At 42.8% G+C, this 22,260-nt stretch carries 15 protein-coding genes; 8 read left to right on the top strand and 7 right to left on the bottom strand.

Going from position 1 to position 22,260, the window contains the following annotated elements:
• Positions 1–42: 42 nt before the first annotated feature.
• Complete coding sequence (locus KXQ82_RS04300; RefSeq protein ID WP_219486931.1) at positions 43–762, top strand: AbiV family abortive infection protein; 720 nt, start codon at positions 43–45, stop codon at positions 760–762.
• Positions 749–1,924, top strand: coding sequence for a hypothetical protein (locus tag KXQ82_RS04295; RefSeq protein WP_219486930.1), 1,176 nt, complete (start codon positions 749–751; stop codon positions 1,922–1,924). Before KXQ82_RS04300 ends, KXQ82_RS04295 begins: the two co-directional genes overlap by 14 nt.
• On the opposite strand, the gene KXQ82_RS04290 is transcribed toward KXQ82_RS04295, so the two are convergent.
• Entirely contained in the window at positions 1,921–3,348 is a 1,428-nt protein-coding gene (locus KXQ82_RS04290; protein ID WP_219486929.1) for a DUF2971 domain-containing protein, read from the bottom strand. The genes KXQ82_RS04295 and KXQ82_RS04290 overlap by 4 nt on opposite strands.
• 138 nt (positions 3,349–3,486) lie before the next feature.
• On the opposite strand from KXQ82_RS04290, the gene KXQ82_RS04285 reads away from it, so the two are divergent.
• The gene (locus KXQ82_RS04285; protein ID WP_219486928.1) at positions 3,487–4,191 is read left to right on the top strand and encodes a hypothetical protein; all 705 of its coding nucleotides are present in this window, start codon (positions 3,487–3,489) and stop codon (positions 4,189–4,191) included.
• A 36-nt stretch (positions 4,192–4,227) separates the two neighbouring features.
• Here the strand turns inward: KXQ82_RS04285 and KXQ82_RS04280 are convergent, their stop codons facing one another.
• Positions 4,228–4,515, bottom strand: coding sequence for a hypothetical protein (locus KXQ82_RS04280; protein ID WP_255563425.1), 288 nt, complete (start codon positions 4,513–4,515; stop codon positions 4,228–4,230).
• Positions 4,516–4,700: 185 nt separating this feature from the next.
• On the opposite strand from KXQ82_RS04280, the gene KXQ82_RS04275 reads away from it, so the two are divergent.
• The 4 genes from KXQ82_RS04275 (at position 4,701) to mobC (ending at position 9,552) form a co-directional block, all read left to right on the top strand.
• The gene (locus KXQ82_RS04275) at positions 4,701–5,585 is read left to right on the top strand and encodes a DUF8464 domain-containing protein (RefSeq protein ID WP_219486927.1); all 885 of its coding nucleotides are present in this window, start codon (positions 4,701–4,703) and stop codon (positions 5,583–5,585) included.
• A 184-nt stretch (positions 5,586–5,769) separates the two neighbouring features.
• Complete coding sequence (locus KXQ82_RS04270) at positions 5,770–6,159, top strand: plasmid mobilization protein (RefSeq protein WP_219486926.1); 390 nt, start codon at positions 5,770–5,772, stop codon at positions 6,157–6,159.
• Complete coding sequence (locus tag KXQ82_RS04265) at positions 6,147–7,445, top strand: relaxase/mobilization nuclease domain-containing protein (protein WP_219486925.1); 1,299 nt, start codon at positions 6,147–6,149, stop codon at positions 7,443–7,445. Before KXQ82_RS04270 ends, KXQ82_RS04265 begins: the two co-directional genes overlap by 13 nt.
• Positions 7,446–7,566: 121 nt before the next feature.
• Positions 7,567–9,552 carry a conjugal transfer protein MobC gene (gene mobC / locus KXQ82_RS04260; protein WP_219486924.1) on the top strand — a complete coding sequence of 662 codons (1,986 nt, stop codon included), beginning with the start codon at positions 7,567–7,569 and terminating at the stop codon, positions 9,550–9,552.
• Positions 9,553–9,577: 25 nt separating this feature from the next.
• On the opposite strand, the gene KXQ82_RS04255 is transcribed toward mobC, so the two are convergent.
• The 3 genes from KXQ82_RS04255 to KXQ82_RS04245 all read right to left on the bottom strand — a co-directional run bounded on the left by KXQ82_RS04255 (position 9,578) and on the right by KXQ82_RS04245 (position 16,152).
• The gene (locus tag KXQ82_RS04255; protein WP_219486923.1) at positions 9,578–12,997 is read right to left on the bottom strand and encodes a DEAD/DEAH box helicase; all 3,420 of its coding nucleotides are present in this window, start codon (positions 12,995–12,997) and stop codon (positions 9,578–9,580) included.
• Positions 12,994–13,821 (bottom strand): Hachiman antiphage defense system protein HamA, encoded by an 828-nt coding sequence (locus KXQ82_RS04250; protein ID WP_219486922.1) that lies wholly within the window; start codon positions 13,819–13,821, stop codon positions 12,994–12,996. The genes KXQ82_RS04255 and KXQ82_RS04250 overlap by 4 nt, the downstream gene beginning before the upstream one ends.
• A gap of 75 nt (positions 13,822–13,896) precedes the next feature.
• A complete protein-coding gene (locus tag KXQ82_RS04245) occupies positions 13,897–16,152 on the bottom strand; it encodes a hypothetical protein (RefSeq protein ID WP_219486921.1) in 2,256 nt (751 codons plus the stop codon).
• 77 nt (positions 16,153–16,229) lie between these two features.
• Between KXQ82_RS04245 and KXQ82_RS04240 the strand changes: the two genes are divergently transcribed.
• Entirely contained in the window at positions 16,230–17,960 is a 1,731-nt protein-coding gene (locus KXQ82_RS04240) for a hypothetical protein (protein ID WP_219486920.1), read from the top strand.
• 207 nt (positions 17,961–18,167) lie between these two features.
• Here KXQ82_RS04240 and KXQ82_RS04235 read toward each other — a convergent pair whose 3' ends face one another.
• The gene (locus KXQ82_RS04235; protein ID WP_219486919.1) at positions 18,168–19,322 is read right to left on the bottom strand and encodes an AlbA family DNA-binding domain-containing protein; all 1,155 of its coding nucleotides are present in this window, start codon (positions 19,320–19,322) and stop codon (positions 18,168–18,170) included.
• Between the two features lie 30 nt (positions 19,323–19,352).
• Entirely contained in the window at positions 19,353–22,238 is a 2,886-nt protein-coding gene (locus tag KXQ82_RS04230) for an NB-ARC domain-containing protein (protein WP_219486918.1), read from the bottom strand.
• Positions 22,239–22,260 lie beyond the last annotated feature (22 nt).

Here is a 22,260-nt window from a genome sequence, read left to right as displayed (position 1 = left end):
TAGTTACCTATCGTTCAACGATGGCACCTGAATTTTATCCTAATGGTACCTACACAATCTTCATCGAATATCAAAAATAGAAGGTGGTCAGATCTCACGTTTGTGGAGTTTGAACCGATCTACCCTGTAATTGAACTGAATGCGAAACGACATTTCAATTGCGCGAACATTCTTGCCGAAGCGGGTGAGTACCAAAATGGCATCGCGCATCTGATACTTGGAACTGAGGAATTGATTAAGGCTTTTGGCTGCTTACTCAACACCAAGAACTTCGGTATAAAAAATCAACCTTGGTTCGGGAAGCTTTTTTCAAGCCATAAAATACGCCACGATCTCATCAAGGATTTTTTTTCGATTTATCTACTGTTTAATTTTTCTTCGCGCAAAGCCAAGGAACGATCCGGTTTTTGGGCAATCATCGGTAATGCGGTTTTAAATGTAGGAATGGCCACAGGGAATTATCTATGGTGGAAAAAAGCGGACGATCTCAAGCAACGTGCTTTTTATGTTGATTACTGCGATGGTATTGTTGATCCCGCCGATATTAAATTTGCCGACTATGAAAGGGCATCCACTTATGTACGCGTATTTGAACAGGATGTAACAAAACTAATGCGTGAAATTGAGTCGGCTTCGCCTAACAAATTAAAGCAATTGGAGAAGGATCTTGATCTGAAGAAGATGGGCGAGTTGCGGAAACGGGCATACGACCTCGAGAAACAGTTAGACGAATTTAACAGAGTAAAAAATGACAGCTTCTGAAGTTTTTGTAAGCCAGCTTTCACGAAAATCATTTCTGCCTTTTTGGAGTTTTCCGAGTCCGCTGCGCAAAAAGAATAAGGAACTGTGCGATGTTTTAATTGTTTGCGAAAACAATATTATCATTATTTCTATCAAGGATATCAGAATATCCGAACATAGCGACGAAGTGGTTCGCCGTGAACGCTGGCAAAAAAAAGCGATATCGCAGTCTGTCGACCAAATCTATGGCGCGGAGCGATATCTCAACAGCGTTGACGAACTTACACTAAACGATCGGCAAACAAAGATCGAATTGCCCTTAACAGAAAACCGTATAATCTTTCGAATCGCTATCGCTTTCGGCGGCGAGAATCGCTATCCACTTGAGAACGGCGATTTTGGCGAAGGGTTCGTCCATGTTTTTGACGAAGAGTCCACGTTAACAGTTTTCGAGGAACTTGATACGATCACAGACTTTATCCGGTATCTTAAGGCTAAAGAAAAGTTCCTTTGGGGCAAACATTTGTTAATCCCGAAAGAGGTCGATTTTTTAGCATTATACATTAATACGGAACTGATTTTCAATTTTGAGGTAGATCCAGATGCCATCGTTTTGGAAAATAATTTATGGGAGACTTACAAAGGTTCTGCGGAATATGCACAATGGCGGAAGGAAATCAAAATGAGTTACGTTTGGGACGAGTTCGTTGCTCAATTATTTACTATGCATGTCGAGCGTGATCAGAAACTCCATTTGAGGTCTGAACTGGAAAAGGCTACCCGGGCGATTGCATTGGAGCCGCGAATGAACCGGATCGAATTGGGTATGGTATTGGAAGATGCGATTAAAACTGGAGTTAAAGCGAGAATGCTTAAGGCCTTTAACGGAGCTGACCATTCTTATGTCTTTATGCCCTTAAGTGCAAAGAATTGGTTTCAGAAAGAAAAGGAACTCCAATTGCGGTGTATGATAGCAAGATACGAAAATCCAGGTGCGTCTAAAGTTATTGGGATCGCTATTGGCAGAGAGCTAAATGAGCCACCAATTTTTGATCTAGTCTATTTCGATATCCCCATATTAAGTGATGAAATAATTGAGCAGATTAAGGCCGCGCAGAAACAATTAGGTTACTTCAAAAATCCTGTCATCACGCACAGCAAAGACATGCGAAAAAAAGTTTAAGTATCGAGCCAGTTGAATAAACTGAGTTTGTAATTTTCGATCAAGCCACTTTTATTGGAATAAAATGCCTGCCTAAATTCAAAATCTGTTCTCCCGGACAGTTTGCATTTTTCCTGTATGATATGAATAATCTTTAGTTTATCTTCATTAGTAGTTTTAATTCCAAATATGAGCCCTGTCAAATCTTCGAAATTATACTTTACCTTCCTTTTTTCAGGGGCAGAGTAATCAATGAAGCCGCCCTCCAAAACGATACGATATTCTTTTTCGTAATCCCATTCTTTTAGTTTTACAGTTAATCCCTCATAAAAGCTCCGCCAGTAATTTAAACGCCATTGATCGGTATTTACTGAAAGGTAATCGGCGCAAATACTCAAGTCGCCCGATTCGTCCCGATACCAGTTGTGTTCAAGAAAAGCGGCGGGCGATCTCCCTATTGAACGGAAAAAGTCAATTGCCACGTGACAGTTATTATATTTAATCTCGCGGAATTGCTGAGATTTGTAATTTGAAGTGTGGTCACCCGCTCCGAAACTATGCCCAAGATTAAGCGCTAATTGTAACTTTCCATCGCTTTCTTGAGCTCTGAATATCAGACAAACGCCGCTATGGTTGTTTCCATAATGTCCCCAAACCGCCGAATTAGTGCATTCGCTTAAAAATGAAGCCGAATACCAATCGGGGTAACATAAGCTTTCTAACTTATCGATAAATTTTTCCGGAAAATCTCTGACTAGAAAAATTGCATTGGAAGCCGATTGTTTTTCCGTCAACCCCAGAGCCGTCAACAGCGCTAATCCCTTGCGCGTGCCATGCATAGCGGAAAAGAAAAATTCTGCAAAACGATCGATTTCAGGATTCGTTTCTTCCATATTGTTTACCAGCTCTGCCATATCACCGTTTTTTTTCAAAATCATGTCCATCTCCGAGATATCTTGATAAAATACAGGCTCAGGTATGATCCCTTCTTCGTGATAAACTTGGCTAACGGCATTGATAGCGTACGCGTGTACGTATGATAAATATGATAGCAATTCTTCACGCCTCGTTTGTTGATTCCTGTTGGCAAGTGACGCCGATAGAGAATTAATGAACTCGTTGTCGAAGAATTTTGCTTTCACCTTTTTTCGCAGCGCGATCGCTGCTTCCGGAATATCTTTTTGAGGGTAATTGTAAAGTGGAATATCCTGAATGCCTAATTTAAAATGGTCACCGGCAATCAGGGTCATCGTGTAAATCTGTTCCACGCATCGAACATAATTAACCAGCAAATTTTCCCATACGATCGCATCGCCCTTCCAATATATATCCCGAAATCCTTCCATGGGATCATTGAGTTCTTTCGGCGATGCAAAATAAATTTCCTGATTCTCCAACTCATGGTAACCATCTAATAACGCGAAAACAGGCCTAAATCTATACATCAGTTTGATTTTTAACGATTTGACAATATACCATAATCATTCAAATGATTGCGGAATTAACAACTCATCCGAATTAGTTGGACAAGAATATTTATCAACATAAATTAAACTATGATATTGGTTTGTTACCTTTAAATTATGGCAAGATTGGTAAAGTTTACAGAAGAAGAGCAGCAAAGGATGATAGCTTTGCTGGTTAATCGGCAAAACCAATATGACCTTTTTGAAGGAGTTCCCAAATGGGCAACCGGCAAAATTAATAATATCTTGGTCAAAGTAAGGGGGGCTGTATCATTTTCACTAACTCCATCCGAAACGGCTCTGTGTATTGGTTGCATTAACGAATTGATGACAGCTGTTTACAAAGAGAAAAAGGTGACCAGCGCCTATGACCTTTTACACATTAATGCTGAACAAAGATCTTTGATTGAGCAAATAGATACAGGTAAGGATATGTTGTTTAAGCTTGGGTATCAAAGCCGTAACCGTTGTCGTGAATATAATTTCGATGTACGATATCGTGACGCTTTAGCAGCAATTGAAAATATGAGGCGCTGCCAGCAAATATGTTTTTCTCAGTCGGGTGAGGAAGTTTACAAGATCGGGTTCATTACCGAACAGCAAGAAGTGTTTTCCTGGAGATTAAACCAGGAACCAGCAATTTATGATATCCGGACAGTAAGCGCTAGTTTGGGCGGTATTTCGGATTTTAAAAAGCGTTTTACTACCGTGTCGAATCGTGAGGAAGCGTCAGCGATTTTTAAGCGTTATCACAATGCAGATTATATATCGGCACGTTTTTTTGAAGAGATATTAAGCTCGTCGAAAGATATCGTTTCATAGCCAAGCTGGCCGAAAATACCGGCCAGCTTGATTCTTCTACTTAGTGGCAAGGGTCCTCATTTTTTCACTTAGCTCTGTTAATCCTGCTTTCTTTAAACACTCTTCACCGAACAGTTTTAGTTCGTTTAAGTCATCCTGGGGTATCATTTCCATTAGCTCGGAAAATTGCCCTGCATTTTTGTTTAAGCCGTTTTCGATCACGCTGCTTAAAAGCAAGATTACTTTTCGGTTAACCTTGACATCGATCTTCACCGCTTCATTCATTCCCGGGCTACATAACAAAGTTTCATAGACCTTACTCAATACGTTCGTCGCCATATCCATTTCTTTAAAAGATTAATAATGCCGTAAAGGTACCTGGTACAATTGAAACGATCCTGTTCGAAGTTTATCCAGGATAGGTGAATGTGAGTTGAGTGCTTTACTTTCGGGTTTTGAATGCTATGGGGATAATGGTGACAGGATCGGAAAATAGTGCATTTTCTCTGGCAAGGATCAGGGAAATCGATATGGTAGCTTACCTGGCCACGCTGGGATTTGAGCCCGCTGAGGTGAAAAAAGATGGTACCGGCTATTGGTATTTATCCCCGTTACGAACGGAAGGTGAAGCCAGTTTTCATATCAACCAACTGACCAACGAGTGGTACGATTTCCCGCTGGCTACCGGGGGGAACCTCGTTGACTTTTGCCTGCGCTATTATCAGTGTGGTATCCGGGATCTACTGGAGAAATTCAATGCGGACAGGCCAACTTTAAGCTTGCCTGTCTACGATCCGTCATTACACGAAGGGCGCGTTGGTAAAGCGGCAAAGCTACTGGTCACCGATGTTCGGAAACTTTACTCCTATCCGCTCAAAAATTATCTGCACGATCGCTCCATCCCTTTGTCCATGGCCGATGCTTATTGTTCGGAAATAACCTATCAGATCGGTGACGGGACTTATTACGGGATCGGGTTTAAGAATGATGCGGGCGGTTATGAGATCCGGAACAAAAACTACAAGCAAAGCAGCTCACCGAAGGATATCACAACCATGAGGTTCGGTGTGCCAACGGTACAGGTATTCGAGGGCTTTATTGACTTTCTTTCTTACCGGGCAATCAACGCTAATGCCCATTGGGGCGCAACGGATTTCGTCGTCTTGAACGGTGCGGGACTTTTTGACCGGGCCCTACCATTTTTGGAGCAACATGAGCAAGTCGGCCTTTGGCTTGACCGGGATATTACCGGGCAGGCTTATACACAGTACGCCTTGGCGATGGGTTCGCGTTACTCAGACGAAAGCGGAAGATATCACCAGTTCAAAGATCTGAACGATTGGCTCATGCACAAGGGGGAGGTTCCAAAAGTTAACTTAAAACCGGGTAACCGGCTGAGAGCGGACAATTCATGAAATATTGATTTTATGTTTTTTCCCCTCACCTGCCTGTGGTTGAGATCGCCGGGTCGCGATCGGCAAGATGTATAGTTGTCTGACAACAACTAAAATCTTGCTTTCCCCTCCGAAGTCGGGGAAAGGGAAGAATGAGCTGGTTTAGGTGTGATTGGGCTGTTTTCAGATTGAGATGGGATAAGCGATGGAAGCGAAAGAAACAGGCAGGATATGCCGGATTACTTTAAGATTCACCAATGATGAATACGGCACATTGGTCACCCGGTGGAAGAAAACCACCATTAAAAAGCTGAGTGAATATGTGCGCAGGGTTTTGTTCGGAAAGGAACTGACCGTCAAAACACGCAATTCTTCGCTGGATGAATTTATGGCTGAATTGCTTTTATTAAAAAAGGAATTGAATGCCATCGGCGTGAATTTCAACCAGGCCACGCACCGCCTGCACACCCTGGATCATCTGCCGCAAATGCAGCATTGGCTTATCGGCTGGGAGCGGGATAAGGAGCGTTTATTCGGACAAATCGAAGCGATCAAAATGCAGCTTGGAAAGGTGGAAGAAGAGTGGTTGCAGTAGTTCACCAGAGCAGTTCCATCCGCAACATCCTGAACTATAATGAGCATAAGTTAAAGGAAGGAAAAGCGGTTTGTCTGGAGGCTTCAGGCTTTATTAAAGAGCCTGGCGATCTGAACTTTTTTGAGAAACTGCGGCGCTTTGAAAAGCTGACGGAATTGAACCAGCGGACCAAAATTAACAGCTTGCATATCTCTTTAAATTTTGATCCTTCCGAAACACTAAGTGACAAACGTTTGCGGGAGATCGCAGCCGCCTATATGGATAAGATCGGATTCGGTGAGCAGCCCTGGTTATTATATAAACATTCGGATGCAGGGCACCCGCATGTGCATCTGATCACGACCAATATCAAGCCGGATGGTAAGGCCATTACACTGCATAATTTGGCTAAAGTTAGATCGAAACAGGCGCGTTTAGAGATTGAAAAAATGTTCGGGCTGGTAGTGGCCGAGGGCAGCAAACAGAACGAAGCTTTCCGGCTGAAGCCGGTCAATGCGGCAAAGGTGGACTATGGCAAGACCGAAACGAAACGGGCGATTGGCAATGTGCTGAATAAAGCAATAGCGGAGTACCAGTTTTCATCCTTGCCGGAATTGAATGCGGTGCTTGGCCTATACAATATTGTTGCCGATACAGGTGGTGACGGTAGCCGTATAGCCGCGCACGAGGGTTTGGTATTTAGGGTTTTGGATGAGCATGGCGAAAAGATCGGTAAGCCGGTAAAGGCCTGTTTGTTTCACAGCAAGCCGACGCTAAAAAATCTGAAAGTAAAGTTTGCTGAGAAAAAGGTTAAGAAAGAGTTTTTGAAACCACGCTTAAAGAATGCGATCGACATGGCGCTTTTGAGGGATAAGATGGATCTGGCATCCCTTGCCGCTGATCTGAAGAAAGAAGGTATTGATATGGTGATCCGGCAGAATAAAGATGGGGTCATCTACGGGATTACTTATGTAGATCACCGGCATAATCAGAAAGCAGTTTTTAACGGAAGCGAGTTAGGTAAAACCTATAGTGGGAAAGCCATCCTGGAACGCTGCGCTTACGTCGAAGCCGGTGAGGGGAAAAATAACATTGGCGAGGCGAAAAAAACGACGCAAAGCAAGGCGGAAAAAGAGGGGTGGCAACGCGTAAACCAAGGCCAAATAATTCCTGGTGAGGGGAAAAATATAACGGGGCCAGGGTTGATCGAAACCTTGCTCGAACCGGAGTACCAGGCCGAAACGATGGACTGGAATTTCAAACGGAAAAAGAAGAAAAAGAAACGGCAGCGGATATCGCCGGAATAAGCCGGCGGTTCTGCCTGGCTGGATTTGAGAGAGTGTGAGTTGATTTTGAGAGGATGATTAAAATACTCCCCTGAGCCTGTGCTGAGCGCAGCCGAAGCGGGGAGATTTAGAGGGGGCTGATATGTCAACAACTGGAGAGAACGATCAGGCAATGCGCAAGATCCTGGACATGACCAGGCTGATCAGTATAGCTGTGCTGGCTATACATTTTTACAAAGAATGTTATGGTGCTTTTGCCGATTGGCATTTGGTAGCGCCTTTATCGGACAGGCTGCTCGGCAATATCGTGCGAACGGGCATGTTCAGCAACTTTTATAAGTCAAAGCTGATCGCTTTGGGCTTCCTGGTGATTGCATTGATCGGTGTTAAAGGCCGTAAGGATGAGAAGCAGAATTTCAAAACGGCCTTGCTGTATATGGTGGTGGGTTTATTTTTTTTCCTCACCAGCTACTTTTTATTATTGATTCCGGGCAAATTGACCATCATTGCCTCACTCTACATGGGCGTAACCGGTTTAGGCTTCCTGCTGATTCTGAGTGGTGGCACCATGATCTCCAAGATTATCCGGGACAGGCTGGCTGATGATATATTCAATAGCGAGAATGAAACGTTCCCGCAGGAGGAACGCCTGATCGAAAACGAATTTTCGGTAAACCTGCCGGCTCGCTACAAGCTTAAATCAAAAGTCCGGGATAGTTGGATCAATATCATCAATCCATTTAGAGGGGTGCTGGTTTTAGGTTCTCCCGGTGCTGGAAAATCTTACTTCGTTATAAGGCATGTGATTACCCAGCATATCCGCAAGGGTTTTGCCATGTTCGTTTACGATTTTAAGATGCCGGATCTGGCGGTCATCGCTTACAATACCTTCCTAAAATACCAGGAGAACTATACGGTCAAACCCAAATTCTACAGCATCAATTTTGATGACCTGTCCCGGAGTAACCGCTGTAATCCACTCGACCCTTCGGGCATGTCGGATATCACCGACGCGGTGGAATCGGCACGTACGATCTTGCTTGGCCTGAACCGGGAGTGGGTGAAAAAACAAGGTGACTTCTTTGTGGAGAGCCCGATCAACTTTTTGACGGCCATCATCTGGTACCTGCGGAAGTACAAAGGCGGGGAGTTCTGCACCTTGCCGCATGTGATCGAATTGATGCAAGTCGATTACGATAAGCTGTTTACCGTGCTGCGTACCGAGCCGGAAATTGATGTGCTCATCAACCCTTTTGTGAGCGCCTACCTACGCGACGCCGTGGAGCAACTGGAAGGACAGATCGCATCGGCGAAGATAACAATGGCGCGGATCGCCTCACCGCAATTGTACTATGTGCTTTCGGGTAACGACTTTACGCTGGATATCAATGACCCCGCAAATCCAAAGATCGTGTGCGTGGGCAACAACCCGCAGAAGATACAGATATACGGTGCTGTGCTATCGTTGTTCACCAATCGTCTTTTTAAGATCATCAATCAAAAGGACAGGCTAAAATGTAGCCTGATCCTGGACGAGTTCCCTACACTGATGACCGATATCATTCCGACCATTGCCACCGCGAGGGGCAACAAGGTAAGCACTTGTTTGGGGATTCAGGACGCCAGCCAACTGCGAAAAGATCACGGGCGGGAGCAGGCGGATGTGATCATGAATATCATCGGAAATGTGGTGGTGGGCCAGGTTTCAGGAGACACGGCTAAAAATGTGTCGGAGAAGATCGGACGTATTATGCAGGATCGGGAAAGTCTATCCATTAACAGGCAGGATACATCGATCAGCCGCTCGAAACAACTGGAAGCCGCAGTGCCGCCCTCAAAAATCGCAGCTTTAAGTTCTGGTGAATTTGTTGGTTTGGTAGCTGATAATCCCGAAGAGAAAATCGAATTAAAAGCTTTTCATTGCGAGATCATTAACGATCATGAGGCGCTGAAGAAAGAGATCGCTGGCTATGTAGAACTGCCTAAGGTACGTGAGATCAATAGCGGGATCGTGCAGCGGAATTATTTGGATGTGAAGCAGGATGTTCAGGATATTATTCAATTGGAAATGGAGCGGTTATTAAGCGATCCGGGGTTGTCTCACCTCGTTATAAAGAAAACAGGTTAAAATATGATGCGCCTTTTATTTGAATTTATATTTTGAGCATCTTGACTTTGATGTCGTAATAGTCGGCAATGGGTGATATGCCAATAACGGTAAGTTCGTAGGTGGAAGCATTGAGGTCAATCTCGACCGATAATACTTTGGCATATTCCCTGGGAACGTAGCCGAGTTTGCTGTTATCTAAAGAAATCTCAATGGCATATGGATCGAACTGGTTGGTTAACTCCCTTGCAATATTAAGTTTATCGCCTATCACGAGCACGGAAGAAATGAATTTTGAGTCTTCATCAAAATTGATGCCTTTAACGTCAAACTCCAGTTCATCGGGAATATTCTCAAATTTCTGCGGGGTTAGTTTGAGGGCTACGCTTAGGATATTTTGTTTATCGTAAACAGAAATATCCAATTGATCAATATCGTTTTCGTTCAGGTTAGCAACCCAGCGGATAAGCGCTCTGCCACTAAGGCCCAACGAATGATCGGACAGCAACATCGCAACGTCTCGGTTCTTTATACCCATCGACTTTAACAGGCAGGCATCGATATCTTCAAGTCCGTATTTAATATAGCTGATTACGTTGGCAATGTCTTCGGGGAGATCATCCTGCTCCAAATTTAACTTAAAACGCACTAACGTTAAAAATGCGCTGATTATCCATGGGAAAAGGTAATAAAAACCCTGTGCAATTAAAATATTAAGATGGTCACTGTTGTCGCTGATATTGGCCCACTCATTTTGTAATATATCAATATCGGCTCCCTCGACCCATAGCCTCGTAACGGGTATAAACGCCACAAAGTCCAACTTGAGTTTATCGAATTTTTCGGAGTCCAACTCATCAAGCGATGCTTCATCAAATAACTGATAGCATAATTCAATAAAGGCGAGATAATTGTCGCCCTCAATTACGGCCTTAAGCAATTCTGAATTTTCCGTAATGAACTTGTCAATCGCCTTGTTACTTTTAAGGCAGAGGCCCGTTTCGGCATATGTTCTGATTTCCTCAATAGTATTATCTTCTTTGATACTTGCGAAAATATTGCGAAAGGTGTTTTTAATTGGTTCAACCTCGATCTGGTTAGCTTGGCATTGTACCATAAAAAGGCTGTTTTGGAGAATTGAATTGATAGTATCTTCATCATCAGTACCGATACTTTCTTCTGTGATCAGGTTCAGAATATACGGCTCTGCTAATATTTTGATGTTGTTCTCAAAGGTGCGCTGGGTAATCCTTCCGTCTACTAAGGCATTCAAAACGTTAAAGAAAAGACTGTATGCAGCATCAATATTGGCTTTGTTGGTGTATCTGGCAAATTCTTGCTCATCTGTCCATGATTTTACATTAAAGATTATCTGGCCTTCCGTTTCCATGCCGGCCCGGCCAGCTCTTCCGATAATGTTCCAAAAGTCCCTTACTTCGACTTTGATCTGTATTTTATTTTTTACGGTAATTAATGTAGAATGTATAACTAAATTTTTAATAGGAAAATTTAACCCCTGTCCTATGGTATTTGTTGAAATTAGTACTTTAAGGTAGCCTTTTACAAAATCTTCTTCAACGGACCTCCTTACTGCTTCGGGTAGATCGCCGAAATGAACACCAATGCCGTGAGAAAGACATTGCGATATATAAGAATCTGGCCCATACCATTTTCGTGCATAGAAATAAGATTCACGATCTGTATTTAAAGTAAACCAAGTCGGAATAGCTTCAGCCGTTTCACGCATCTTTGCCAATAAGTTTAATAATGCTGTTCCAACCTGGTCTGTATTTTTCACCTGCGCGCAAAACACTAAAGTATTACCATCCTGCGAAAGCCGGAACGCCAGTGCGGCCGAGGTTTGGGCTTTGGCAATGCCATCTGGCAATGTTCCGCCGTACTGCCTTTTCCTTATAATTGCAGAGATAAAAGATGGTGTAACCGCATTGGTGGCTTCGTCTTGCGTACTCATATCTTTATAGGATATCCGGCCATTGTTGCCATTCCAGTCAAATCTACCGATTAACTTACGGGTCGGTTCCCATTCTTCGGCCGGCGGGCTGTCCGGATGTAAGGATGAACGGATCACGTTTCCGGCTGAATTACTTAACCATACCGAATATTCATCCGCATTGGCGGGCGGCATCACCGCCGAAATAAACAGTATTTTAAGACCTGGCCTGGTCATTTTGAGCCGGATGATCAAAAATTCCAACAGACTCGACCGAGAGCTGATATCGCCTAAAATATGACCCTCATCTACTACAGCGAGTGCTATTTGTTGAAAATAGCTTGGATTTAATCGAAGCAAGAGGTCGATCTTTTCGGGTGTGGCGATCAACACATCGGTATCGGATAGTATAATATCCTGAAATTCGTCGATCTCATAGTTGCCTGAGAGTGCTGAAACTGAAAATCCCAATTTGGAGAGATTATCGGATAATTCACCTTCTTTTTCATTAGTCAGGGCACGAAAAGGGCTAATATACAAGCATTTCGCGCCGGGGTGTTTGATCAGGGCGTTTAAAATAGTAAGCTCGGCTATAAACGTCTTACCAGCGCTGGTCGGCATTTGGATCACAAACGATTCGTCAGAATCCAGCACACCTTTTTGAACGGCCCGTAATTGGGAGGTCCAGAACTCAAACTTGGATAGGCGGCGTTCCAGATTTTTGATACGTCTGCCATCGTAAATATTATTGGTTAACAGCTTGATATATTTGGTCCAGGTAGGATGCTGGTTGATATGCGCTATATTATTCAGATTATACCATATCGATCGTTCAACATACAATTTGAGCCGGGTTTTGAGCAAAAAGATCAATTGGGAAATCGGGATATTAAATGCGTTCAGGTAATAATGATAAACTTTATCCATCTGGCCGAGAAAGTCGGTGTCGATGCCGGTGAGCACTTGTTGGTACCATTGTAACGCGGCATCGTTAAATAACCGGATGCCCGGATCATTGTCTAAATTGCGGTTGATCAGGTTATTGGCAAGCGGAATATTTTTCAGTAATATCTGACGGAAATGTTGCAAGATGTAGTTATCCGAGCTTGTTTCGACCTGTTGATCATCGGTTATAAATTGATACGTTTCTACCTTTTTGATCAAGCACACGGCATTTGCTTGATAACCAGCAAGGTCGTAACACAAAGCCGATAACATCAGCGCAAACTCCTTATCATATACTTCACTAATGTGAAATAAATTCTCATAGATCAGCGCGCTTTCCCGGAGGCTTCTTGTGGCTAAGCGTACGTTATCTCCGTGTAGCATTAGCTGGCAGCCATTGGTAGAAAGAAACAAAGCTCGGTTCCACAAATAGCGCTCATCATAGCTTCGGCTGAATGCTGCGCTAAGCTTCCAGGCAGAAAGCTGGTTACGATGGTTATTGAATTTGGGGTCCTGAAGTATTTGCTCTAAGCCGCCTTCCAGGCTCTGGATATATTCTGCTGTGGTCATGGCTGCGGATAGACAAAATCAACGGCTCGCTGGATCGCTTTCTTTTGCACTTCAATAACCAAATCGCCTAAATTTTTGATCAGAACTATCGTGACGAACAAGGGTTTTAACGATGGAGGCAGATTTTCAAGCGCGTCCAATATGGCTGTATCAAACTCGGATGTCTCGATAATAAAAAAAAGCTCGAAGGTTTTATTGTAATTAGTTGGATTAAGTACTATATCCCGAAATTTTGTTGATTCTGCAAGATCGCCAGCCGCAAAATGAAAACGACTTAGAAAATCCGCAATACCTTCGTTAGGGCTTTGTTCATCTTTTAACAAGCTATTGTGTGCATGAACCGTAACGTAATCAGAAACGTCTTTAACCGTTTCTTTCTTAATGCCCAACCGGGATTTGATCTCATAATAAAAAATATCAGAAATCGTATCGCCTTCGTTGTGAGCCATCATATCGGTACAAAATACCGAACGATCTTTGTTAAACTTCCAACGCATCTTTTTAAGCGGTACGACACGTTTTTGAAAGAAACTGACGATCATACTGGAGAGCACTTCGGCAAAATCGCCTTGTCTTACGTTCTTATTGATCTGGTTTTTATCTGACGGCAACACATAATCATTAATATACTTCCTTAGTTCAGCTTCTGGTTGTTGCTCAAAATTGAATTTGAGGTAGTCCCAATCGCGATAAGATTCCATAATCTCAGTGCCGATATAGCTTTTAATCGCGTCTGAAGGAGATGTGATCTCAATGATGTCAACCGAACCAAAAAGGCGATGGAGCGGAGAATTTGGCTGAGGCAGTAACCATTGATCGAGCATGAATATAACGGTGAAGATTTATCAGCTTCTAAGTTATCATAATATGATCAAATAATAAATATATAATACGCTTAGTTAAAAACGGAAGTAACGGTATTCGTTGGTGCCGAAATAATCAGGCGTCCAAGCGCGATAGGGTACGATCTCCGGCTTACATTTCCAATCGCTAATTTTTGAACGAAGATAATTTACGGCTTTATTTAAATCAGTACCATTATCTTTCGAACAGGATAGGATAATCTTATCTGGCTGTATTGTCAAAGCAAGTTCGAGCAGATTATCCAGGCTTTTTTTTCGTTCTACATGAAATTTACTACTCGTGTGTTTGCACTCGCCTATGAAGAGTTTACCGCCGACCATTGCTATGATATCAAGGTCTGTTTTCGGCTTGCTCTGGTCATCACAGCCATAGATGTCAATTTGAGGAAGGTATTGAAAGCTACCCGGTGAACTATTTCTCAAATGCACCAGAGTACGAATAGCGGTCATGTTTCCGTCGGGCATAAATTTACCCTCATCGTTTTTCATGCCAATATTATTCTTAACGAGGTGATTGAGTTTATAAGCAATCGGATTTTCTGCAGCGAAATGGTTGATATTAGAACACCCCTTACAGGTTATTGCATGCTGGATCTCGGATAGAGAATACCAAATCTTAGAAGCACAATGGCGGCATTTGATAATAAAACCTGGCAGAAATATTTTATGATCGGTAAGCTCCTGTATCGTGTCGGTCAACCCTTTCCGCAGATTTTCAAGATTGAAGCGACTCTCTCCTTTGGCCTTTATTTCTTTACCCGTTTCGATCATGATCTTTTGGCATTCCTCAAATATATTTTCGAATAAGATGGTATCGCCTTCAGTTCTGCTATTGTCCGTTAGTTTTAAAAAGATATCGTTCCAGAATTTATCCCCGATAAATTCTTCGACAAAACTGAAATTATTATTGAATAATTTGAGAAACTGCGCCATCCTGTTACTGCCGTCTGAATAACGCACATCGTAGTAAATATTCTTGAAGTCATCACTTCCGGTAATTCTGGGGTTGATAACAACGGAACGTACGACATCGAAAAACTTGGGTATAGTGAGTTGAAGTTTACCCTCCAGGTGGTCTGACTGATTGATTGTTATGGCAATCTCTCTATTGCGCCGGACGCGACTGGATTTCTCCACATAAAACTGCGTATTCAGATTTCTTGGGAAACGGAGAATTTGATTAAAGGGGCTTAACACTTCGGCGATCCTGAGATCGACAGCATAAGCCTGTGTAAAAGGTGTAAATTCTAACCGAAAGCTCAATTGCGGAAGGAAAATAAACGGGTGACTATGTTGGATAACTTGTACCTCGCTTTTTTCGTTGCTCGTTTTTTGATGAAGGCCTTCCCGGTCCATAATCGCAAATGGGAAATTTGACCTGTCTTTCACCTCGAATTGATTGTAAACGGCAAATCCTTGAAGTGACTTTGCCGCCTGTTCAAGTTCTTCGCCGGTCAGTGAAAAGCTGACGATATTTATTTTGATCTGATCGCCCGAAAGTGTCTTTAGAGCTTTTTTGAAATAATCATCCTGTAATAATAAGTCGAGCTCTCTATACGTCAAAAATACGGTTTGCAGTTCCCGGTGATGGGTTGCATAGGACTCCTTGTTCCAGTGATAGATAAGTTCTTCGAAAGGATTATCATCTCGGCCGATAACCAGTTCAAAGGCATGATGATCCGGTTGCGCCAACCGCAATTGCCAATTTTGGGTGTTGTACCCGGAAATTAGCGTGTTTCTAAAAAAACGGTGCTCACCAACGTGATGGTGTATTGAAGCGAAATTATCTTTACCGACAGGGATGACCATATGGTTTTGCAAGCGATTATGATTCGCCGGAAAACTATCCTCCACCAAAAAATTAAGCTTAAAATAATCTTTCAACGGGTTTTCGACCTCCCATAGATTTTTGGGTTCAAGGATACCTGTCTGAGAAAGGTAGGGCATCAGGTTAGCGATGTGTACGCCTTTAATCTCCTGCCTTTCATCCAACTCGATCAGTTCAGTTGGATAAAGGCCGATTTCATCGCACAATCCGACCATAGAGCCACGGTCGATGCCTTTTGTGTAATAAATATAATCCGGGTCTTGGTAAGTTAAAAACGATTTCCAGCCATCGTTAACTTCGCCATTATAAACCGGCACTATAGGATTGTACCGACCTCCCCAGATGCGAAGATTATTGAGCAATAATTTGACCAAACTATCCTTTGAAAAATCATGCCTTACAAAAAACAAGAGCTTAAGATTTCTCGGTTTTGTAGTGATGGTAAAAGGATGATCGGCAGCCACTGATTTTCAACAATTAAGGTTGGTTTGAAATACTTAGCGTGAAATTAGTTTTATTTGTGGATATAACCCTAATAAATATGGAAGTCATTATAACGCCCGAATTTAAGGACCTTTTTCCGGGTGAGGTGGCTTCAGTTGAGGAACTGTTGACTGGTGTACCATCAAAATTGATCATCCAGTTGCTAGCCTTGATCAACGCAGAACTGTATTCCAATGATGCGGGTCAGGAAACACAAGTTAAGATTATGAAGTTGTTGATGGCGCGGCAGACGTTAAAAACCAAGCAGCAAATCATCGGGCGTGCCCTTGAAAAAATGAGCAGGCAAAAAGGAGAATCAACGTATTTTTTCTCCCCCTCCTACAATATGAACTTTATGCACTACGAACTCACAAATTACCGTGAGCTTCCGGATAGTGACTCGACCGCCGAGCAGGAATTAAATGTATTCAAAGCTTACTTTCTGATCGCGGAACAAGCAGCCAATCAAAACAAAAAGGAACAAGCCGAACACAACGTGGATGATCCGCAATATTTTGAAAAAATGATGTGGCCATCACTAATTGACCAATTCGAGGTGAGCCAGCCAGTCAACCCTTATTTGGTGATGTTGAGGGGGATCGTATTCCTAAATTATTTGCAAGTGCATTCCGAATACGGGGAGTATGTTAAAAACTACTTAAAATTGCATGGTAAAGCAACCGCAATGAACTATGTGCTAGATATTTGCCAGCTCCTGATGACAAATTTCAAGTCTATCGGGCCGGGAGGTACCGGTACTTCTTCTTTTTTTATTCGGCGGGCCGAAGGTTTCGAAACACTGTTTGAACAGTTTACGATCAACGTCAACGATTATCGGTTAAAATTCAGCAACGGCAAAAGCAATTACTCAGGGATAAAAGCCAAACCGTTATTTCGCTTAAACGAGGATACCTGGATCGTGTTGAATTGGAGTTTTCTGGGAAATAAAATGTACGAGGGTTTGATTTTTGATTTTTATGAGAATTCAGGTATTAAGAACCATCCTCATTTCAAAAAATTTATAGATTTTAAAAATTTCACCGGTCATAAAATTACAGAAGGTTATCTGGCCCGGAAATTACTCGAAGCGACTTATAAGGCAAAACGACGGGTGTTATTATTCGATGATCAAAGTAAACCAGGTTTCCCGGATGCTTATTATCGAACAGGTAACAAAGTTACCCTCTTTGAGATCAAAGATGCTTACTTCCCGGCCGGGGCGGTTAACTCATTTTCGTACGAAAAGATCATGGAAGTGATTGATCTAAAAATGAATAATTCGGGTAAAGGAACTGGGCAACTTCTTAAACAAATTCAACATTTGTCTGAAAGTTCTTTCGAAGATCCACAGGGTTATAAGTATGCACGTAACCTGGAGGTATTCCCCATTATCGTATATGGAGATATATTTTTCAATATGCCGGGTATGAACCTGTACCTGGAACGATCGTTTAGAAAACAAGTTAACGAAAAGGGCCTTGATAAAAAGTTCAAAAAAGTTCACCCGCTCACCTTTATCAATATCAGCTTCTTTCTGCAATATTTCGACCTGATGCAAACGCCAGCTACCGAACTTAGTGCGCTGATTGCTGCATATCAGTTGTATCTGATACGCAGCAAAAAGAAATTCAACCGCACGCATCAAATGGTCGATCACTTTTCACTAAGCGCACCTTTCGAACAGGTAGCCAGTAAAATTATGCGGGAACCGTTCGCTGTACGGGACTATGTGAGGGCGAGCCTGGATGCTTTGAATATCACGGAGGGATTGCCTGCCGCCGTCAATTAAATAATACGATAAGTTAGCTAACTTTAAGTTTGGGGAATTATGAGCAAGCGATACAGCGGCAAATTCAATCCCATCCGAAAATCAATGAAACAGCATTACCTGGCACAATGCTATTTAACGCGATTCTGCTATTCGGATGGTAAATAACCTGATTTTACGAACCTTTGCTGACTACTACGAATTTCGATTGTCGACTGTTCAAGCCAATTAAACAAATTTAATTTCTAGTGTATTGGACTGCGCCTGGCTAAGATTACTACCGTGCACCGTTGCTGTTACCATAACCGAAATTCCGGAAAGGCTTTCGCCGGGAGTCATCCGGATTGCCGTGAAAAATGCCGGCGAAGGTACGTTATGACGTACGTTTCCAATGCTTTCTGTGATAACGAAATAGTTGTTCTCCTCCTTAACGGAAGGATATTTAGCTTTCGGCAAGTGGGCATCGAGTCCACTGTATTGCATGCCTCGCGACCAGATGTGGTCGGAAATGAAAAGACTCTCAGTTACCGGGATCCGAATTTCTATCAATGCATCTTCCAGGTATTGATCGCCCCTATTGATGACCTGGAGGTTAAGCATGACTGCGCGTGTTTCATATAGGTAATGCCTGTCTTCCTCCCGGAAGTGCATTTCCGCATCTGCAAAAAGTTGCCTCAACTTCGGTATCGCCATGCTTCCATAACTGTTTGGTTCCGCCTTGTCGATATATTCGAGAAACCTTGGTCCGCTCAAGGATTCCTTGAAACGGATTTGTTCAGCTATCTTTATTCTCTCAACATCAGACGGAAACATTACTTCCCTGACGCAAGGGAATTCGCAGTATTGGGAACCGTTTTCAAATTGTACGCTTATCTTTCCTTCCAATCGCGATTTTCCATATTTCTCTGCGTAGATCTTATCGAGGTCATACCGGGTCAAGATCATTTTATGGCTCCCTTTTCGGATCCACATTTCGCCGGTGCGTAATGATCCTGATTTCCCATCCGACGTATTTTTGCTCGCCATGTAAGGTTTATCCACCGTATTCTTGATGCGAAGTACAGCGATCAATTTGTCATCGAATAACATGGTTTCATAAGCTACCGGAATATCGGGGGTTAGGTTAGCCATGATCAATTGTTGGAGCGCAGCCTCATCAGTTTCAGTGTCAATTGGAAATATTTCGAATGAGTTCGTATGTTTCTTCACTCCGAAGATGATGTATTTTTCACCGGGCATTTCTGCATTGGCAAATGACATGATATCTTTCAGCAACTCGGCATTTTTTTCCTTACGGTGACATTCCTTTTTGAAATCAAGGCCTTCATTTTCGGGATGATAACGTATCAGGTCGGCTATTTTTTGTTGTAAAGCTTTATCCATGGTTAAAGATAGGATTTGGACGGTTCATTTTCACTTTAAACCAACCTTCTCTAAAAGACGTTCACGGGACTGTATTAATGCTGCTGCGTTCTCCTCGTTCCCATCGGCTTTAGCTAACAAGATCATGATATCGATCAACCCGATCGTGATTTTCGTGTTTTGACTCTCTAACTTATCCATCACGTTAATTGCACGCATGACCGCTTTATGTGCCATATCATTGTCGTTATTAAGCAAATGTGCATTCGCCAGGTTGGTGTAATACATGACCAGGTTAATATCATTTCTTTTAGCCGGGGGTAGTTCCAGATGCAAAGCGACCGCCATTTCATACATTTCTATGGCCGCGCGGAAGTTTTTTATGCTGAGATTTGCATTACCCATCACATTACTTTGCATAGGTAGGGAAACGTCATCCGAAGCATCCTGCCGCTTCCTGATCGCCTGCGCCTCGTCAAAATGAACTTTGAATTTGGCGAGGTCATTCTTGACCACAAAAAGCTGCGCCAGGTTGCATAGTGCGGTGATCAGTTGGGTATTGAGTTTGGCTTCATGATGCTTCATCACTGCTATCGCCTTTTCAAAAAAGAATATCGCCTCATCCGTGTTTTCCTGACCGGCGAGGGCCAATGCGTAATTATTGAAGATAACCCCAAGCAAAGGTTCATCAGCATTAAAGTATGCCTCAGCTCTTTGAGCGAGGTTCTTCCAGCGGTTGACCATATGGTCTGGTGTGATCAACCAGTTGAACACGTTGAGGGTTTCGTTTTCCAACGCCAGCAGGGGCTGATAGATCGATCTGCGGAAAGGTTCCTTGATATTATTCAGGATCGATTCGCCGTACAACAAAAACCTGATGGCTTCTTTTGGATTGTTCCGGGCACCTTCACGGATCCTGGCCGTTAGATAAACAAGATGGAAAAGTTGACCCGCAAACGGATTTTTTGCCTGCCTCGACTGGTAGAGGATGGCTTGCTGGAAGATCTTGTGCATACGAATAGTATCGCCGTCCCGGTTGATCAAACCCCGTTCATGCATTTTATTGATCGCGTTCGTCAGGTCGACCTTGTTTTTTTCGACATACTGCGGGCCGTACCAGTCGACCAGATCGGATAATTTGATCTCATCGCCGGGCAAGAGTGCGAACAGCTCAATAAAATATTGACTTTCATCATTTTCCAGTTTACTTAGATCAAAGGTTCTGAGAAGGATCGGAAACAGCCGGTCAGTGTCAGTCTTGCCGTTTACCGGTAATTCAACCTGCATGTCGGCATGGTTCAGTTGCTGGTGCTCAAAATATTGCAGAAACTTTTTGAGCGTCAGGTCAAAGCTGTAACGAATCGTCTTGGCGACCAGTTCGATCATAAGCGTATTATAGTCTACCAATTCAAAAAACGCACGTTGTAAAGTTTCTGTCGCTTGTTCGCTTGATTCATATTTCGCAAATAATGAACTTGCCTGCTCGAACGACAATGATTGCAGTGGGTATGGTTTTAAATTTTTTGGCCTTGACCTTGTGGTTACCAGTATTTCCCAGTTATCGATTTCGAGTAAGGCGATCAAATGTTGATCTTCAGTCCCAATACCATTTAATATCAATAAATTCCTACCTTCAATACTGATCAGCCGCTGTACGATCTGCTGTAATTTCCAGATGTCTTCTTCCGCGTTTCTCAGTTCAAGCTGCAGTAAGCTCGTCAAATGCTCATTGAGTGTCATGCTGTGGACCAAACCGCTTTCTGCATTTAGCCAAATGATATGGTCGTAGTTCTCCTTTTGCCTATGGACAAACATCGCAGCCAAAGTAGTTTTTCCCATGCCACCTTCCCCGATGATGGCAACCTGCCGATCTTCGTTCAGTAATGACTCGATTTCGTTTAATTGTGAATCGCGCGCAATGAGGTTGCTCCGGTTAAGAAATGGCATGGGTGTGAGTAATTTTGGAAGCGACTGCGGCTTAAAAACTTTAACCAGGTTTGCGATAACAGCACCCTGTGTTGCCTGCACTTCGGCCTGGGTCCGTGCAATTTCCTGTAACTCATGAACTGCTGCCGTGATCTCCTTAAAACGATCATCAAAGAGGTCAAGCAGGTGGCGGTTGACGTATTTTTTAAGGTCCTCATCGGTATAGTCTAAGATCCGATCCAGTAGACCGCTATTGACCACCCGGTTGCCAGGATCTGCCATTTGCGAGCAACGATAGATCTCAGAAAGCAAAACATTCATGAGGATAGATACTGGCCTGCCGCGGAATTTAGCATGATCGAGTAATCCACTGATATTTTTCGTCAATTTTGCAATACTTTGTTCAGGCGACTTGTTTCCAAAATCCCACCTGATACATTTTACAAACTCCCCGATAAATTCATAGGTAAGTAACTTTCGAACACCGTCGGCTCCCGACTTGATTTCTTCTTTCTGTAGCTGCGTTATTTTTTTTGCAGCCAGTCGCTGAGCTTTGAGTTTGTTGACCTCGCCACGAAGTATTTCAATTATTTTGGCGGTACACTGTTTGGTCAGATTCTTGTCTTCGAGAGGCCAAGCAGCGATCCAATTTTTCAACAAATGCTCATTGTGCGCTATAGCCGTGTTAGTCAGGAACACAAACTGTAACTCCGGTTGATCACAGTGCTCCGCCAAATAAAGTGAAAAGAAATTTAAAAGTGCTTTATGCACTTCCTTAGATTTCAAATTGAAGGTCGATGAATAACATTTTACCTGGGTAAACACGATCCGTCCATTAACTTCTTTAATATCATCGCCAACCTCTGTTGAAATGTTACTGGTATTGTCGCTGATAAAATTATCTACCCATTTTTTTAAAACATTTAAATATTGATAATAAAACCCGCGGTTTACTGCAGCTGCGTCTCTATTGTTTTCCAGTAATCGGATGGCGGTTTGAGGTATGGTCATTTGTGCTTTATGATCATTCAAA

This window comes from Mucilaginibacter rivuli (assembly GCF_019391655.1).
GTDB classification, from domain to species: Bacteria; Bacteroidota; Bacteroidia; order Sphingobacteriales; family Sphingobacteriaceae; genus Mucilaginibacter; species Mucilaginibacter rivuli.
The sequence above is the reverse complement of the archived record's forward strand: the minus strand, read 5'-3'. Positions and strand labels throughout refer to the sequence as shown.